Origin of the sequence: Arcticibacter svalbardensis MN12-7 (assembly GCF_000403135.1) — a bacterium.
Classification (GTDB): Bacteria; Bacteroidota; Bacteroidia; order Sphingobacteriales; family Sphingobacteriaceae; genus Arcticibacter; species Arcticibacter svalbardensis.
In genome coordinates, this window is sequence record NZ_AQPN01000146.1 from 1 (window position 1) to 16,901 (window position 16,901).

Sequence of the window (16,901 nt, forward strand, 5' to 3'; positions counted from 1 at the left end):
AAGAAGCTTTTTGGTATTTGCAAGAAAAAAATTACTTTTCTTTTTGCTCCTATTTCTATCTCTCTTCATCTTCCGCTCCGCCTCGCGCTTTGCTTTTTCCCCCTTCGATTTGGGATTGCAAAAGTGCACATTCTGTAGCAATACTGCAACTATTTCTCAGTCATTTGCTCAGAAATACAAGCCCTAATCTTAATGAACAGACAGGGGGCGCTTATCCGACAGCCTGTTAACAGGTGAAAATAAAATGAAATAATTGTTGACTTAAGCCAAACAAAATGCGAATTCAGCAGATAATAATCCCAATCCATGCGGATTATTAGGAATAAAGACAGGATCTTAACTGCTAATGCAACAGGAATAAAGTATAAATAGCTTAGCAAATCATTTAATATACCTGCATTCTGCCCAGATATAAGCTGCATATTAATTTATTTAAAAATTCATAAATAGAAATCAAGCACTTTGTAAATGGAAAAGTCCTGCTTATTAATAATTCACTAAAAGCAACACCACGTAGAATCATTAATTGAAAACCTAGGCAATTCACCATTTAACATCGTTTTAAAAATGACCAGGGATATTTAAAACTAAACAAATCTTACCACTAATTTCACACTCTATGTTCAAAACAAGTACACCTGTCCTCTTAAACGCAAACACATTTCTATATTGCGCAAAATTATTTCACACATGAAAGTGCTTAGCTATTTCCCTCATAAGATTAACCGTACTCTAATGATGACCATTGCTTCTCTTGGCAGCTACTTCGCAATGACTCAAAACTCTGATGCGCAAACCTACAAAGCTCCACAGGATACAGTAACTATAAAACGCAGTCCGGGGGAGTCGCTTACAACCTATACAAAGATCACTCAATCTCTAAAAGAGGACACCCGACTTACCGGGGCAGCAGTAAAAGCCGCTGAAATACTTGCTGATACTACCAAGTATGACAAACAGAAAGGCATACTCATAACCACATTATTGAGCAAACCAGATTTAGAATACGTTGCCAAACAGGGCATAAATGGAACAGTTGCCCTATTTGAACTGATTAATAAATATCTGACTAAAGGACAAAGTATAACTTTCAGAACAGAACAGAATCAAGAGGTTACTATCGGAAAAAATCCATTGGTATTAAAAGACCTTCGGGCAATGATATCAGTTAAGCCTGCTACGATACAGAGCAATCAGCCGCAATGGAAAGAAAACGTATATCAAGCCTATATGGCACGCGATTATGGCACAAAACTACATAATACAATTACGATTACCTCTGCAACAAGAGAAATCCGCGAAAGCACCAACCTTGAAATACTTGATTACAATGGAAGCTCCATTACACTAGCTGAAATACTTCAGCGGGAGCAGGCAAAAAATAAAAACAAATATGCCGCAGAAAAAGCAGCCGTTGCTGAATTCAGGGCACGTACATTCCCTGGCGACAAAATCTCTAAAGAGAATGCCAATGAAAACTACAAACGTGCACTCTTTGAATTGATCCGTTTGCAGGAAGGCGATATAAATCGACATCCTGAAACCAAAAAATTTGTAGAAGCGTTAACTACTGATCTTAAAAAAGGAAAAGAAAGTAATACCATCAATGCATTAAAAAGCAGTCAGTTTTTCAATGCGAATGTACCTGGTAATGTAGGCCCAGTTTTACTTACAGAAGATCAGGTAATTAGTGCCGAACAGGTAAGTAACCAAGCTGAAGCAAAGGCGCTTGAAATAACCATGCTTACCGCCCTACATTATGGCGAACGAGATGCTGTGAAACTATTAAGACAACTAATCAATGGCAAAGGTTCAATTTCTGCAACTCAAACAGGTGATTTTACACCTAAACGTTTGAGTGAATTAACGGATCATGGCACTGAAAAGATGAAATCATTAGGTTATGGATCAGATAAAACAAAATATATGACCAGTTCTGATCTTGTTCTGGTAGCTGTAGCAGGACCAGAAACTCCAGTACAGCCCTCATCAACAGCATATATCAGCGTACAACAGGTGGGTATGAGCATTATGAATCAATATTCAACTATCGAGATACAAGAAACAAAAAAATTGATCCTGTTTAATCCCAGAATTAAAATGGCAAGTCGCCATTCTGAATACCGTACTGCATTTGATGCTGTTGATTTTGTTCCTGAGTATGTTAACGGAGAGCCACAACAAGGATCACGCATTTCACAAAACGGTATAGAATTCAGACTAGAATCAGACGTTTACCTCTCAAACCTGCTTAAGATTGCAGAAAAAGGAGTAAAGCCTGTTATCTATCCCGAGTTTGGTATTATAGGAGGAACAGGCAGACGCCAGGTGGGTTATGATGATAAAACAATGTTGGGTGAGCATGGTGCAGTGCCCAAGTTTAACCAAAACTATATCAATTGGGGTGGTCACTTCGGCATAAACGTAGGTCCGGTTATGTTAGGTGTTGACGCAACTGTCCTTTCAACCCCGGGTCTGGACGATCCATACAAACGTTTCTTCGACCTTTCCCACGTTATGACCTATTACCGATACACCCTGTTGACACATATCTTGAATCTTGGATACGGAAATATAGAAGATGGAAAAGGCACTAACTTTATAGTAGATTTAGAGCTAACTGGTGAAACCAATAACGAAGGAACGACCAATCACACGCACACGCAAAGCGGCGCATCACAAACAGGTAGTGCAGAGTGGAAACGTGATTATAACCGTTCTCATCCTGATGGCGTATATAATGCAGAGATTGCCACACAGATGATCTTGGATGGTGATGTAAAGGCATCTTATGCGTCAAGTAATTATGCAGCCCTTCACCTAGGTATACAAAAATCAGCTTTTCTCATAAAGGGTACATTAGGAATGTATGGAATCCGAACTATTGAACATTACAAAGAAGGTTTTGTTAAATGGAATGAAGAGGTATTCAAAAGCACAATTTTCCACGGTAATTTCTTTGCCGGTCTTAGTCTGACTTATAATTTTGGATCAAGAAGTATCATTGAAAAACGCAGAAAGGTTGAATCCTATCAATCAACCGGATCAGGAGATCAATCACCTCATCAGGTCCAAGAGTCCTCAAGCCGTGTGAATTCATCCTTTGGCCCAAGGGATCACGTCATATTTACTAACAAAAAATCAAGGATTACACCTCAAGCAATAGAGGCAAAACTGTAATAATAAGATTCATCTGAAAATAGATTTCATTTCGCAATTCAGCCTATGCGTGAAATGAAATCTATTTTTCATAGCGGCATTAATCAGGCATACTAAAGGATGGCGGCAATGCATCTTCATCTGAAGCCCATTTTTTATTAGGCTGTTTTCCCATAACAAATTCTAGTTTCCCCCCTTGCATTAGCTCCTGATGCGAAAACCACGATTTGTTCCATTCCTTTCCATTAAGTTTTGCAGATTGAATATATTTATTATCAGGTGAATAATTCAAACAAGAAATCTCAAAGATCTTCCCATTGCCAATATCTATTTTTGCATCTCTGAACATAGGAGCACCTATTACATACATCGGTAAACCAGGAGTAATTGGATAAAACCCTAAGGATGAAAAGACGACAAAGGAGGTCAAACCACCACCGTCCTCATCTCCTGGAATACCCATTAAATCGTTTCTAAACCATTGATTTAATAAAGAGCGAACGCGCTTTTGAGTTCTCCAGGGTTGCCCCCCGTAATTATATAGATAAGGAATGTGCATACTTGGTTCATTACCCATTGAATACTGACCTACAATTCCGGTATGATCACCAAACTGATGATGAAAATCAGGCCTTCCCATACCAAGAGGAGTATTATACATCCGTTCCAGTTCATTAACGAAAGAATCTTTACCGCCCATCATTTTTACCAGGTCACTTATATTGTGTTGTACATCCCAACGATACACCCAACCATTATTTTCATCATAAGCATCACGCGCACCAATGCCACCCGAAAACCGATAATCAAAGGGCTCAATAAACTTTCCATCTTTATCTTTAGGATGAAAGAACTTCGTTTCAGGATTGAATACCTTATGGTAATTAAGACTGCGTTCTGCAAAATAAGCAGCATCCTCATCCTTCCCCAAAATCTTTGCAATTTTAGATAAACACCATTCATCGTAAACAGTACCTAGGGTAACAGCTACCGGCTGGCGTTTTTCCCAGGAATGAACCTCTGGAATTGTTTCTTCTTCTCCTGGATGTAAGGCAGGAATATAACCGTTCTTCTTATAAAAAGCATCCAGTGCACCCGCTTTTTTAGGCGACCATGGAGCTAATGTTTTTTGGGTAATGGCATTTTTGCAGGCCAGATATGCTTTTTCCAGATCAAAGCCTCTTAACCCCTTATTATAAGCATCAATTATTGTAGCTACGCCGTGATTCGAATTCATTCGTCTACTATCTCCAGTGATTTCCGGAAAAGTAGGCATCCAGAAATCAGGCATCTGTTCAGCCATGCGGATGAATGAATTAATCATATCCTGTTCTTTTTTCGGTTCAATGATTGCCCTAAGCGGATGTGTTGCCCGATACGTATCCCAGATCCAGTCATCCGTATAAAATGGAATGCCTAGATCTTGATGAACCTTGCCGTCAAAAGCACTGAAATAATTTCCATCCTCAGATATACAAATCATCCGTTCGTATGTACGGTACAGCGAGGTGTAGAACACCGTTTTATAATTTTCATTATCACCGTCTATTAGTATCTTCCCTAATGTTTTATTCCACACCCCCCTTCCCGTTTCAGCAACTTTCTCGAGACTGTAATCTTTAATTTCACGTTGCAGGTTTTTCTTTGCCTGTTCAATGCTGATAAACGAAATACCGTATCTCACTTTAATCTGTTTCGTATTTAACGGATATTTTAGCACCACACAAGCATCTTTTCCAGTTGCAGTTTTTACAGCAGGATTTATTTTCTGATCAGATAAAATCCCACTTGACGTAGGTTTTAAGTCAGTTTCCATATACAGAAATACTTTTGTGTTATTTCCCAATGACTGATATCCGCTAATGGTATTTGCGTTTACTTTCATTTCACCATCAAGTGAATTAAGAATCAAATAAGCAGGCCCGGTTTCGGTAAAATTTATCTGGTATATAGCCGATTGATGCGATGGAGCAAACTTTACAGCTATTCCATAATCATCAAGGTCAACGTGATAAAAATAAGGCTTAATGATTTCATTGTCATACCCATAATTAATTACAGCATTCAGTTTTTTTTCATCTCCCTGATAAGGACTTAAGTTGAAAGCAGATGCTCCTCTATGGCTGGTGACACTGACGGGAAGTCCACTAATCTGATTTCCTGTAAAATCTGCCCTCTCCGGATAAACTCGAAGCAAGCTATTGGGTAAGTGTATAGTTGGATAGGTAGGTACCAGTAAATGACTGATATTCCCTATGTAAGGATTTACATAATCTACTGGCTCCATCCCTGGTTTTAAAGTATGTTGCTTTGCAAATAGGCTGGCTAATGACAAAACAAAAATCAAGAAAGTAAATATACTTGGTTTGATAATCTTACTATTGCTGGTTAAACACATAAAAGGGTTGCTAAAAGGATAAAGCTTCTCAATTTTAAATAAATAAAATAGGTTATTCAAGAAATACTTAGGGAATTATTTTCAATCAATACAGGTAATACTTCCAAGTAATGGCGTATCAGCTTTATTGAGTAAGGTATTGTTTTGGGTTTATCTTGTACTCTCTGGTTATAAAAAATTTAATTCTGGTTTAAAATGTAAGTCAAGTTTATAGCATTACTAATAGTGAACTAGGTTTATGGGGTTATAACTTATTTATTAAAATTTCAATCTGATGTAATATAAGGTTATACATTTAATAATTGAACTGTAAGAGCGGAATGTATGAAATGCTAATTTGAAATAAATCAAGCTGAGATTCTTTTTTCAATTATAATGTGGTTAAAGAGATTCTACTTCTTGTTCAGAAAGGCCAGTTATTTCAGCGATAAGTTGAATATCTAACCCACGTTTTTTCATTTCTAGCGCAACAACCCTCTTCCCTTCGTCTATCCCTTCTTTTCTAGCATAATCAAGCACATTCTGATTATCCCATTTCCTTTTTAAGCTGATGTCATACATTTTCTTATCCTCCTTGCTCATTTTACTATATTCAGCGACCTGAAACAACTTCTCAAAAATCGGTTTCCTAAGATAAGAAGGAATTTTGTCCATTTTGCTCATATTCTTCAACACATAAAGCCATTTGTCAATTCCCGATATCAGTTCAGCCTCTTCTTTAACAAATTTAACTAATTCCAAATAGATATATCCGAGTCCATTGTAAAATATTTCACCAGTCTCCCGATTACACATACAAATATCATGCAAATAGCGTTCGGGGTTATCGTTAATAGTAAACGTTTTAATTAATCCAATGAAGTAACCCTCTTTTACTCCATACGCCCATATTGCCCGTTCATCTCCACCTTTGGGTACGTCTTCAGTAATCAGCATGGAGGTGTAAAAATGCGAACGCTGAATAAAGTTTTCCTGTTTACCACGCTGAACTTCGATCAGAAATTTTTCTCCATTATCACCAGTGCACAGCAAGTCAAAGATAGCCGCTCCATCATTTTCGGTCTGCCCCCTATGCTCATTCTTATTATACTCTTTTGCCTGGTGATTGAATAAGGTTAGCCATCTAAAAAATATACAATTATAAGCGGCGTCTTAACATATTTAAGATGAGAGAGAGAATCTATCAATGCACCATTATATTAACTAACTAATCGAATTTAAACTCCTGATCGTTTTTCAAAATTGGACTAAGGCAGGATAACAGGTAAAATGATTGTTATTCAACGCAAAAATAAAGCAATAAAAATCCGGTGTAAGTCCGACTTTAACTAGTCTAAGTCGGACTCATACCGGATTCTTACTGCTATCATATTAGAAGGATTTAATTAAAGGTAGCTAACTGATCACTAAGCAACCACTTGCATCACTCCAATTAATAAGTAAACTCCTATTTCATTATTACGAGCAATCAAACACTAAAACTGACCCGTTGAAAGCATTACTAACGTACATCCCTCCACCGTCTCTATACCCTTTGCCTGCGCAAGCGCTTCCAGTTCTTCATTCTCTGTGCCTGGATTAAAAATAATCCGTTTAGGATTGGTGTTCAATATATAATCATAAAGAGGCGGCTGATTGCGGGTTCCAACATAAAGCGTCACCGTATCGATATCCGAATGAATATCCCCTGCTGCTTCAATAGCAACACCGGCTACCTCTCCTTTTTTGATTCCTACATTCACAATTTCATGTCCGTGGTTTACTAACCTATTTGATGCAAGAAAAGCATACCGGCTTGAATCCGGAGTGGCTCCTAATACTAATGTCTTTTTCATAAAAGCATTTATTTAATAAAACTAAGCTGTTAAACCTGCGTATTTAATTTAAAAGCCTCAAGGCTGCATCTGCACAATTCATGCCATCAATTGCAGCCGAGACAATACCACCAGCATATCCTGAACCCTCTCCGCAAGGAAATAATCCAATTGCATCCGGATGCTGAAGGCTCTCCTTATCACGGGGAATTCGTACTGGTGCTGAGGTACGGGATTCAACCCCCACCAGTATCGCCTCATTGGTAAAATAACCTTTCATCTTTTTTCCAAAAGCAGGAAGAGCCTTTTGAAGTCTGGAATAAACGAATTCAGGTAATACCGCAGAGAGATCAGCACTGCTGGTACCGGGCAAATAAGAATTATCCGGCAAATCGTTAGACAGCTTTCCATTAGAAAAGTCGACCATGCGTTGTGCCGGGGCAACCAATGCTCCTCCTCCTGCAAAAAAGGCTTTTTTCTCCGCTTCTGCTTGAAAATGGAGAAGTCTGAATGGATCTTCAAACGATCCGGGAACATCTTCCAGATTAATCTGCACCACGGTTCCTGAATTGGCGAATGGGTTATTCCGCTTGGAGGGCGACCAGCCATTCACGACAATTTCATTAAAATCAGTTGCACAGGGCGCAATGATCCCACCGGGACACATACAAAATGAAAATACTCCCCGGTTTTCTACCTGCTCCACCAAACTATAATAAGATGGCGGAAGATCCGGATCGCGAACCTCACAATGGTATTGCGCCTGATCAATAAGTAATTGGGGGTGTTCAATACGAACGCCTAAAGCAAATGGCTTGGCCTCGATATGTAAATTATGCTTACGCAGGATATAATAAATATCACGTGCGGAGTGTCCGGTTGCCAGAATGACAGCTTCTGCATGAAAATCGTTTCCCAATGCGGTTTTAACGCCCTTCATTTTATTACCGGATAATATAAATTCAGACACCTTGGTATCGAAATGAATTTCGCCACCGGCATTCAAAATATTTTCCCTCATAGAAGTAATAATTTGCGGCAGTTTATTTGTTCCGATATGGGGACGGGCATCGATCAATATGTCTTCTGTAGCACCGTGGGCAACAAAAGCTTTCAATACATACTGCACATCGCCCCGTTTGTTGGATCGGGTATAAAGTTTACCGTCGGAATAAGTTCCAGCCCCTCCTTCGCCAAAGCAATAATTAGACTCCGGATTGATGATTCCTTCTTTGTGGATGGCTGCCAAATCCCTCCTTCTTTGCTTTACATCTTTTCCCCGTTCCAGAATAATGGGTTTAAGACCCAGTTCGATGCAGCGAAGAGCGGCAAACAAACCTGCCGGACCAGCCCCAATAATTAAGACCGGGTTTTTATTACTGACATTTGGATAGGAAACTGTAAAAATTTCAGGTACCGGAATTTCATCCGTATACACCTGTACTTTGAGGCGAAATACGACCTGTTTCCCACGGGCATCTATAGATCGTTTATGGATTTGTACGTCTTTCAGGCTACTCCGAGCTATATTTAGTGCAGTTGCCGCTTTATCAAACAGAATCTCACGATCATTACTTTCGTGTGGAAGTAGCACTATTTCAATTTCTTTCATAATAATAGCCAGGTTTTTATCCGGGAGAGTAACAAAGGTATGAATTTTGACATCTTAGATATGAATCAAAAACTTTAACTTTAACACTATGAGAAAACTAGTTTATACGCTTGCCGGTTTAATCGGCATCTTTACCTTTTCGTCATGCGATTATAATGGCATGGTTAAATTGGACGAGCAAGTTCAATCGCAATGGGCACAAGTACAAAACGTGTATCAAAGACGTGCTGACCTGATTCCTAATTTGGTAAATACCGTAAAAGGAGCAGCAAATTTCGAAAAAGAAACCCTTACACAGGTGATAGAAGCTCGTGCTAAAGCGACTTCCGTAAATATAGACCCCGATAAATTAACTCCTGAAAATATTGAAAAGTTCCAGAATGCACAGGGACAGTTAAGTTCTGCTATTGGCCGTTTATTGATGGTTACAGAGAACTACCCGGAGCTGAAGGCAAATGCTAACTTCCAAACCTTACAAAGTCAATTGGAAGGAACAGAAAACCGTATCACAGTAGAGAGACAAAAGTTTAATGACGTCACTCAAACGTACAATTCGAAGATTAGAAGTTTCCCTAATAACTTAACTGCAGGGATGTTCGGCTTTTCCAAAAAAGGTTATTTCCAGGCTGAAGCAGGTGCCAATAAAGCCCCTTCCGTTCAGTTTTAAACCAGCAACATGAGTAAGAATTCAGCCATTTTTACGGATATTGAACAAGAAGATATCCGTAAAGCAATTGAGCATGCAGAGAAGAGTACATCCGGAGAGATAAGGATCTGTGTGGAAAAGAAATGCCCTGTTCCTGATGCTTTTGAACGGGCATCAATCTATTTTCTTAAAATCGGAATGGACAAGACTGCATTACGCAATGGCGTCCTGATTTATATTGCAACGGATGACCATAAATTTGCCATTATAGGTGATGAGGGAATAAATGTCCGGGTTCATGCAGATTTCTGGGATTCTACGAAAGAGAAAATGCTAGCACATTTTAAGAACGAAAATCTTTCTTTGGGCATAATTGCAGGGATAAATGCTGCCGGCGAGCAGCTTAAAAAACTATTTCCTTCAAGGGATGGTGATAAAAATGAGTTATCAGATGATATTTCTTATATCTGATAAGATTAGCGAACCAACATGAATGTAAAACAAGGTTTATTACTAGCACTTTCCTTTCTTTTATTTACTGCAGGCCTAAGGGCTCAGGAGCTTCCTCCTAAATCGGATCGACTGGTGACTGATTTTACCGGTACCCTTTCGGCGGAACAAACTGACCGTCTGGAGCAAAAACTAGTCGCTTTTAACGATACTTCATCTACGCAGATTGCGGTCGTGCTGATCAAATCGGTAGGTGTTTACGACATCGCTGATTATACGGTTAAGCTGGCAGAAAAATGGGGAGTGGGTCAGAAAGGGAAAAATAATGGTGTAGTGCTTCTTGCAGCAATTGAAGATCGAAAAGTAACGATTCAAACCGGATACGGTGTAGAAGGTGCTCTTCCTGATGCCATTACACATCAGATTATTGAAAATGATATTAAACCTGCTTTTAAACAAGGAGACTATTATTCGGGCTTAGATAAAGCTACGAATTCCATTATTTCCTATACAAAGGGTGAATATAAAAATGATGCACCTTCTAAGGGTAAATCAAAATCCGGAGGATTTCCGGTTGGATTGGTCATACTCGCTGTTATCGTAATTGCTGTTATCGCCTCTAAAGGTGGTGGTGGCGGTGGCGGCGGACGAGTGATTGGAGGTCGTGGTGGTGCAGGATTATTATGGTGGAGTTTACTTGCCGGCATGGCTGGTCGTGGCGGTGGTGGTGGCGGCAGCTTTGGCGGCGGAAATAGCGGAGGCGGTTTCGGTGGTGGAGGAGGCGGTTTCGGTGGATTCGGAGGCGGTAGTTTTGGCGGCGGCGGATCCAGTGGCAGCTGGTAATTTTTGGAGTTTAACATAGAATATTAGTAATTATGATACGAAAAGACTTTATAGAAGCTGAAATTCAGAAGCTAGGACAGATACTAGCTAAAATATTAGGGCTTAAAAATGATGGTAATGTAGATGATGGAATAGACTTAGCCTTTCAGGCGCTTTCTGATACTTTCGGTCTGACTAAAGAATATCTGGAGACGTCAGGAGTGGAAGATTTCCAGTTGTTTTTAAAAACGAATAGTTATTCGGCAGAAAAGCTGAACCTATTAGCGCAGCTGATGTTTGAAACCGTTTATCCATTTCAGGAAGAAAAGGAAACTATTTTGATTCTTCATAAAACTGCTGCCATTCTTAACTTATTGGAAACTGAACACCATCAGCAAAGTTTTGAGAACATTGCGCGACGGGAACAGATTACCAATTTCTTAAATAATCTGCAGTATGAGTAATCTGAATTGGGAGAAATTATCTTCCAAATATCTGGTTAAGGAGCAGTGGGCGACATTACGGGTAGATACCTGCCGCATGCCTGACGGCAAGATAGTGGATGATTATTATGTGCTGGAGTATCCGGATTGGGTAAATGCGGTAGCTTTTACGGAAGATGGGGAGGTGCTGCTCATCCGGCAGTATCGTCATGGAGCAGAAAAGGTCTTTACCGAAATACCAGGCGGTTGCATCGATCCGGGGGAGACGCCTGAAGAGGCGGTTGTCCGGGAATTGCTGGAAGAAACCGGTTATGCTTTCGATACTCTGGAGCCAATTTGCACGGTTTATGCTAACCCCTCAACTTCATCTAACCGGACGCATAGTTTTATCCTTACAGGCGGTAAAAAGGTGCAAGAACAGGATCTGGATGGCAAAGAAGAGATCGAAGTGTTTACGGTAAGTGTCGCCGAATTAAAAGAACTGGTATTGCAGAACAAAATTGAACAGGCATTACATATCAGCAGTATCTTTTTCGCTTTGGCGAAATTGGGAAAGCTTTAATTTAATTGTCTTATAACAAAAAAGGCAACCTCGTAATGGAGATTGCCTTTTTTTATGTCTAAAACAAACACGGGTTTAACTCATTTTGAGTTTCTTCTGAATGTCCTGTACGTAATTCTTGAACTTCTTATCGGTATCAATTAAATCCTCTACCGTCTGACAAGCGTAAATTACTGTGGAGTGATCGCGTCCACCAAAGAACTGACCTATTGATTTCAATGAGGTCTTGGTGTGGCTTTTAGCAAGGTACATAGAGATCTGGCGAGCCTGAACAATCTCTCTCTTCCTGGTTTTTGATTTAACCATCTCTATTGGCACTTCAAAATACTCGCAAACAAGCTTTTGAATATATTCCATCGAAATCTCTCTGGAAGTATGCTTAATGAAGTTTTTGAGCATGGATTTAGCCAATCCCAGGTTGATCTCCTTTTTGTTCAATGTTGACTGAGCCAGTAAAGAAACCATAGCTCCTTCTAATTCACGAACATTGTTGTCAATGTTATGCGCTACGTATTCAATTACCTCTGTAGGGAGTTCAATACCATCGGCATACATTTTCTTCTTTAGGATAGCCATACGGGTTTCCAGATCAGGAACCTGGAGATCTGCAGAGAGTCCCCATTTAAAACGACTCAAGAGTCTGTCTTCTAATCCTGTAATATCTTTAGGCGCACGGTCTGAAGTAAGAATTAACTGTTTGCCGGACTGGTGCAGGTGATTAAAGATATGGAAGAAGATATCCTGTGTTTTTTCCTTTCCGGCGAAGTTATGCACATCATCCATGATGATGACATCCATTGCCTGGTAGAAATTCACGAAATCATTGATGGTATTATTTTTCAATGAATCCACAAACTGCTGACAGAACTTTTCGCAAGACACATAGATTACGAGTTTTTCGGGATTAGTGCGTTTAATTTCGTTTCCGATAGCCTGACCAAGGTGAGTTTTACCAAGACCAACACCTCCATAAAGCAGCAGTGGGTTAAAGGCGGTGCCTCCGGGTTTTGCTGCTACAGCGTAACCTGCTGAGCGGGCAAGACGGTTGCAATCACCTTCTATGAAATTCTCAAAACAATAATTGGGATTTAACTGAGGATCAACCTGAAGTTTTTTCAAACCAGGTATCACAAATGGATTTTTAATGTCCTTATTTAAAGTTACGGCTACTGGTATGGATTGGTATTTTGCTTCGGACCCATTTCCGGTAGAGGGCATATTGGTAGTAAATGGTTTACTACTTGACGACTTCTCAACTACTATATTGTATTCCAGGCGACCTTCATCTCCTAATTGCTTTTTTACGGTTTTCCTTAAAAGACCAACATAATGCTCTTCCAGCCATTCGTAAAAGAACAAACTAGGCACTTGTATAGTCAACACATTTCCTTCCAGACGCAATGCTTTTATTGGCTCAAACCAGGTCTTATAGCTTTGAGTCGGAATATTGTCTTTTATGATCTGAAGACAGTTATTCCAAACATTAGTACCAGTTTTTTCCATGAAGCTTTTGTTAATAATTTGATTTCCAAGCGATGCAGTGAAGATTTCAACGACCGATTTGGAACATCGAATATTCGAAAAATTACTCGGTTTAGGAATTAAAATTTGAAAATAATTTAACAGGCTCAACAGCAGAAGTATAGGTCATTTTTCCTGAAATTTTACTTTCGAATACAAAATCCAGACGTCCCAGATTAATTCCTGCGAAACCTACCTGATTAATGATCACCTTTTTACCTCTCTTATTTGGAATGTTGTCGGGAGCGGGAAGGAACGTATGGGTATGTCCGCCAATGATCAAATCCGTATAGGATGTATTTTGGGCAAGCACCACATCGGAGACTTTATCCGTGTCGTATTTATACCCCAGATGCGATAGACAGATGATCATATCGCAATCTTCCTTGCTCTTCAGATGTGCCTCAATCTCCTGCGCCTTCTTGATAGGATCGAGGTATTTTGTATTTCCAAATTGCTCCTTATTAACCAAACCATCGAGCTGGATACAGACTCCATAGACCCCTATTTTCAATCTGCCTTTTTTAAATACCTGATAGGGTTTTGTTTTCCCATATAAGGGCGTGTCCGAAAAGTCATAGTTTGCGGTCAGGATTGGGAAATTAGCATGTGGCAGTTGTTTGACGAATCCTTCTACTCCATTATCAAAATCGTGGTTGCCCATTGTTCCAGCATCATATCCCATCAATGACATCATCTTCACTTCAGGCTCTCCACCATAGAAATTAAAATAAGGGGTTCCTTGAAAAATATCGCCGGCATCGAATAGAAGAACGTGTTCTTCCTCCTGCCTGATCTTTTTAATTAAGGCGCTGCGAGGCGCTACTCCACCCATACCTGCATATTTTATGTCGTCCACGGGGAAAGGATCTATCCTACTGTGCACATCATTGGTATGAAGAATAGTCAATTTTACACGCTGATCTGCAGCAAAAATAGATTGATATCCGGAGCTCAATGCAATAACAGCAGATCCGGTCAATGTATTTTTTATAAATTTTCTTCTATTCATGGTTAGAGTTTTATAGTTTGGATGCGGTGATCAAGTTTTGGACTGATGGATTTGCCGGCGGCTTGTTGTTGTTTAATATAGTTCAACAAGGCGTCTCTCACTTTAATAGTACTACCTATGCGCTTTATTGCTTTGGTGTAAACCACTGCCTTATCTCCACCATTAGCTAAATAATCATTGGTTAATACGGTATACTCTTTCGATATATCAAAAGGGATGCCCTGAATCATAATATCAGATGCTTTGCCATCTTTAATGCAGAATGTAGCTCCTGAGATTGGATCGCCCCCTCCTGCTGCCATATAGTTAAATAGGTCGAGAATGTCAGCTCCTTTAAGCTTTACTGTGACGAAATAATTCTCAAAAGGCATGAGTTCATAGATTTTGAAGGCTTTTATAGGTCCTGCGCTGATGGGATTTCTAAGTGAAAAATAATTGGTGTGAGCGAAATCAAATTCGATGTGGTTCTCTTTACCGGCCTGATACATGACATCGGCAACCAGGTTATTTAACAATCCCTCTGGACGACCTCGCTCTATATTGACCGCTGCCAATCCAATTACTGTATTCATCTGAGAATCAATACCCGCTTTATAAGGTTTGTAAAAGGCCAGCATGCTTGAATCTACCGGAAGATTTTTGATCGGATACAACTGAGGTGTATTGCCGGCAAGATGAAGCTTTGGACTGCATCCTGTTAGTGTAATTAATAACACAGGCAGGATCCACTTGCCTTTACGCATGATTTGTGATAGGAATAAGACCATTTTTTATGTGCGAGTTTTTAGAATAACTGTTGAATATCCTGTCTGATGACGACTAGAGCTGCATCATAGGGATTAATTTCCAATGTTGATAAATGCTGCAGTACAAGTTTACTTAATTCAATATGTGAAGCATCGGCAGGCAATGATTTACCTGCATTATTGATTAACGCAATTGTATCTTCTTTCAATTTTGAGATCAAAGCCCATGAGGACTGATTTACATACAATTGCTGCGTAATATTATGCTGATACTCATTTCTGATTTCTGAAGTGAGGATCTGTTGATATTCAATAAGGGTAAGACCGGGTGTATTCGTGCGCAGCAGCAGATTAACCGGATTAATCCGCTCCATCAATAAGATGATTCTTTCATAAGCCTGAAGCCGAAGAGGTAGTATGGCTGCCTGGCTGTTTTTTTTTAAATCGAGTAGCTGGACTTTAAGTTTCTGATCCAGATAAGGTCTTGCGAAGAGATATCCGATAAAAATGAGCAGGGTTCCTGATAATGTTAATTTAGCAATATCAAGTAAAAACAGTGTGGTTGATTGCATTATACTATTTGTAGTCAGAGCGTCAAATCGCCCTTGGATAAACAAAAATGAGGAATTAAGGTTATATTTGGTGTAAATATAAAAAAGAAATGAGTATGGAGACAGCAACAGCACTTATACCGGTTTCTTTCACTGAAGGAGCAACAAAAGAGCTTAAAAAAATACAACAGCAACAGGAGCTTAACAATGAGTTTGGCTTGCGCATAGGTGTTGAAGGTGGAGGATGCTCAGGTATGACTTACATTTTAGGTTTTGATCAGAAAAAAGATGGGGACCAGGAGTTTTTACATAACGGTATAAAAGTATATATGAATAAGGCACATGGTCTTTATCTTGCTGGGATGCAAATTGATTTCCAGGATGGATTGAATTCTCGTGGGTTTACATTTAACAACCCGAATGCCTCGAGTACTTGCGGATGCGGTACTTCATTTGCGGTATAACATTTTCAGATACTAAGGAAAGGGTTTATGATAATCCTTTCCTTAGTATTTTTCAGAAAGGGCTATCCAAATACTTTATTCCTTATTTCCCCCTAATACCATAAACAACCTCTTCATTTTTATTTTCCAGCAAGCTTAACTTGACAGGTTAAATTCCCTCTATATCATGGTTTTCAGTTCTTTATAATTTACCCCCTCCATTTGGGCGAATGTTTTTATTCTATTATTATTGAAATTATTCAAAATATAAACCCACATTTGTCTTAGTGCTAAATGCATTAACTAATTAATTATTCTTTAAACCTGCTCCTTCTATTTTTGCTTGCATCAACCGCTGGTAAAAGTCAAACGACAACGTCTCTTACCAAATATATAAATACTTTTATTGGTAAAGCACCACTTACCGATCCTAAAATTTTAGGTTATACGCTACCAGAGGGGTGAAATCATGGGCAGGGCTTACCTTTCCGGGCAGCTCATTATTTTGTTGGTAAACCAGAGATGTCGCGAAGAGTGATCGATACGATATTAAATAACTTATATGGCATAGGCGAGCAGGGATTGGCACTTTGCGGAATGGATGATGCAGGTGAAATGTCCGCTTTATTTGATGAGGTAAAATGGAAAACCAGCAGTGGGAAAGTACTCACAATAACCAAGCGGGGAAAGGGCAGAGTGTTAATTTCGATAAAAGTAAACGG

General features: G+C 39.4%; 17 protein-coding genes. 9 read left to right on the forward strand and 8 right to left on the reverse strand.

The window, feature by feature from the left end; translation table 11 throughout:
• Both ADIARSV_RS22740 and ADIARSV_RS19820 read left to right on the forward strand, forming a co-directional pair.
• On the forward strand, positions 1-230 hold a 230-nt coding region (locus tag ADIARSV_RS22740), incomplete at its 5' end, for a hypothetical protein (protein WP_235048457.1).
• 460 nt (positions 231-690) lie between these two features.
• Positions 691-3,180, forward strand: a complete 2,490-nt coding sequence (locus tag ADIARSV_RS19820; protein WP_040300765.1) for a hypothetical protein — start codon at positions 691-693, stop codon at positions 3,178-3,180.
• A 79-nt stretch (positions 3,181-3,259) separates the two neighbouring features.
• Here ADIARSV_RS19820 and ADIARSV_RS19825 read toward each other — a convergent pair whose 3' ends face one another.
• The 4 genes from ADIARSV_RS19825 to ADIARSV_RS19840 form a co-directional block, all read right to left on the reverse strand.
• Entirely contained in the window at positions 3,260-5,557 is a 2,298-nt protein-coding gene (locus ADIARSV_RS19825) for a GH92 family glycosyl hydrolase (RefSeq protein WP_083936628.1), read from the reverse strand.
• A gap of 381 nt (positions 5,558-5,938) precedes the next feature.
• Positions 5,939-6,691: an Rpn family recombination-promoting nuclease/putative transposase gene (locus ADIARSV_RS19830; RefSeq protein ID WP_083936629.1), complete on the reverse strand. Its 753-nt coding sequence runs from the start codon at positions 6,689-6,691 to the stop codon at positions 5,939-5,941.
• Positions 6,692-7,032: 341 nt separating this feature from the next.
• Positions 7,033-7,392: a CoA-binding protein gene (locus ADIARSV_RS19835; protein ID WP_016197476.1), complete on the reverse strand. Its 360-nt coding sequence runs from the start codon at positions 7,390-7,392 to the stop codon at positions 7,033-7,035.
• Positions 7,393-7,435: 43 nt separating this feature from the next.
• Positions 7,436-8,986, reverse strand: a complete 1,551-nt coding sequence (locus ADIARSV_RS19840; protein WP_040300766.1) for an NAD(P)/FAD-dependent oxidoreductase — start codon at positions 8,984-8,986, stop codon at positions 7,436-7,438.
• Between the two features lie 85 nt (positions 8,987-9,071).
• Between ADIARSV_RS19840 and ADIARSV_RS19845 the strand changes: the two genes are divergently transcribed.
• Genes ADIARSV_RS19845 through ADIARSV_RS19865 form a run of 5 tightly spaced genes read left to right on the forward strand, consistent with a single transcriptional unit; the run spans position 9,072 to position 11,906 of the window.
• Positions 9,072-9,650, forward strand: a complete 579-nt coding sequence (locus ADIARSV_RS19845) for a LemA family protein (protein WP_016197478.1) — start codon at positions 9,072-9,074, stop codon at positions 9,648-9,650.
• Between the two features lie 9 nt (positions 9,651-9,659).
• Positions 9,660-10,100 (forward strand): TPM domain-containing protein, encoded by a 441-nt coding sequence (locus ADIARSV_RS19850; protein WP_016197479.1) that lies wholly within the window; start codon positions 9,660-9,662, stop codon positions 10,098-10,100.
• A gap of 18 nt (positions 10,101-10,118) precedes the next feature.
• Positions 10,119-10,922 carry a TPM domain-containing protein gene (locus ADIARSV_RS19855; RefSeq protein ID WP_016197480.1) on the forward strand — a complete coding sequence of 268 codons (804 nt, stop codon included), beginning with the start codon at positions 10,119-10,121 and terminating at the stop codon, positions 10,920-10,922.
• Positions 10,923-10,954: 32 nt separating this feature from the next.
• Positions 10,955-11,365: a hypothetical protein gene (locus ADIARSV_RS19860; RefSeq protein ID WP_016197481.1), complete on the forward strand. Its 411-nt coding sequence runs from the start codon at positions 10,955-10,957 to the stop codon at positions 11,363-11,365.
• Positions 11,358-11,906, forward strand: a complete 549-nt coding sequence (locus ADIARSV_RS19865; RefSeq protein WP_016197482.1) for an NUDIX hydrolase — start codon at positions 11,358-11,360, stop codon at positions 11,904-11,906. Before ADIARSV_RS19860 ends, ADIARSV_RS19865 begins: the two co-directional genes overlap by 8 nt.
• 75 nt (positions 11,907-11,981) lie before the next feature.
• On the opposite strand, the gene dnaA is transcribed toward ADIARSV_RS19865, so the two are convergent.
• From dnaA to ADIARSV_RS19885, 4 genes are all read right to left on the reverse strand, one after another.
• Entirely contained in the window at positions 11,982-13,409 is a 1,428-nt protein-coding gene (gene dnaA, locus ADIARSV_RS19870) for a chromosomal replication initiator protein DnaA (protein ID WP_016197483.1), read from the reverse strand.
• A gap of 91 nt (positions 13,410-13,500) precedes the next feature.
• Complete coding sequence (locus tag ADIARSV_RS19875; protein ID WP_016197484.1) at positions 13,501-14,439, reverse strand: bifunctional metallophosphatase/5'-nucleotidase; 939 nt, start codon at positions 14,437-14,439, stop codon at positions 13,501-13,503.
• Between the two features lie 2 nt (positions 14,440-14,441).
• Complete coding sequence (locus tag ADIARSV_RS19880) at positions 14,442-15,206, reverse strand: 5'-nucleotidase C-terminal domain-containing protein (RefSeq protein ID WP_235048458.1); 765 nt, start codon at positions 15,204-15,206, stop codon at positions 14,442-14,444.
• Between the two features lie 17 nt (positions 15,207-15,223).
• On the reverse strand, positions 15,224-15,757 hold the full coding sequence (locus ADIARSV_RS19885) for a DUF7935 family protein (RefSeq protein ID WP_016197486.1): 534 nt from the start codon (positions 15,755-15,757) through the stop codon (positions 15,224-15,226).
• A gap of 89 nt (positions 15,758-15,846) precedes the next feature.
• On the opposite strand from ADIARSV_RS19885, the gene ADIARSV_RS19890 reads away from it, so the two are divergent.
• Positions 15,847-16,200 (forward strand): HesB/IscA family protein, encoded by a 354-nt coding sequence (locus tag ADIARSV_RS19890; protein ID WP_016197487.1) that lies wholly within the window; start codon positions 15,847-15,849, stop codon positions 16,198-16,200.
• A 501-nt stretch (positions 16,201-16,701) separates the two neighbouring features.
• Positions 16,702-16,901: hypothetical protein (locus ADIARSV_RS19895; protein WP_040300768.1), on the forward strand; the 200-nt coding region annotated here is incomplete at its 3' end.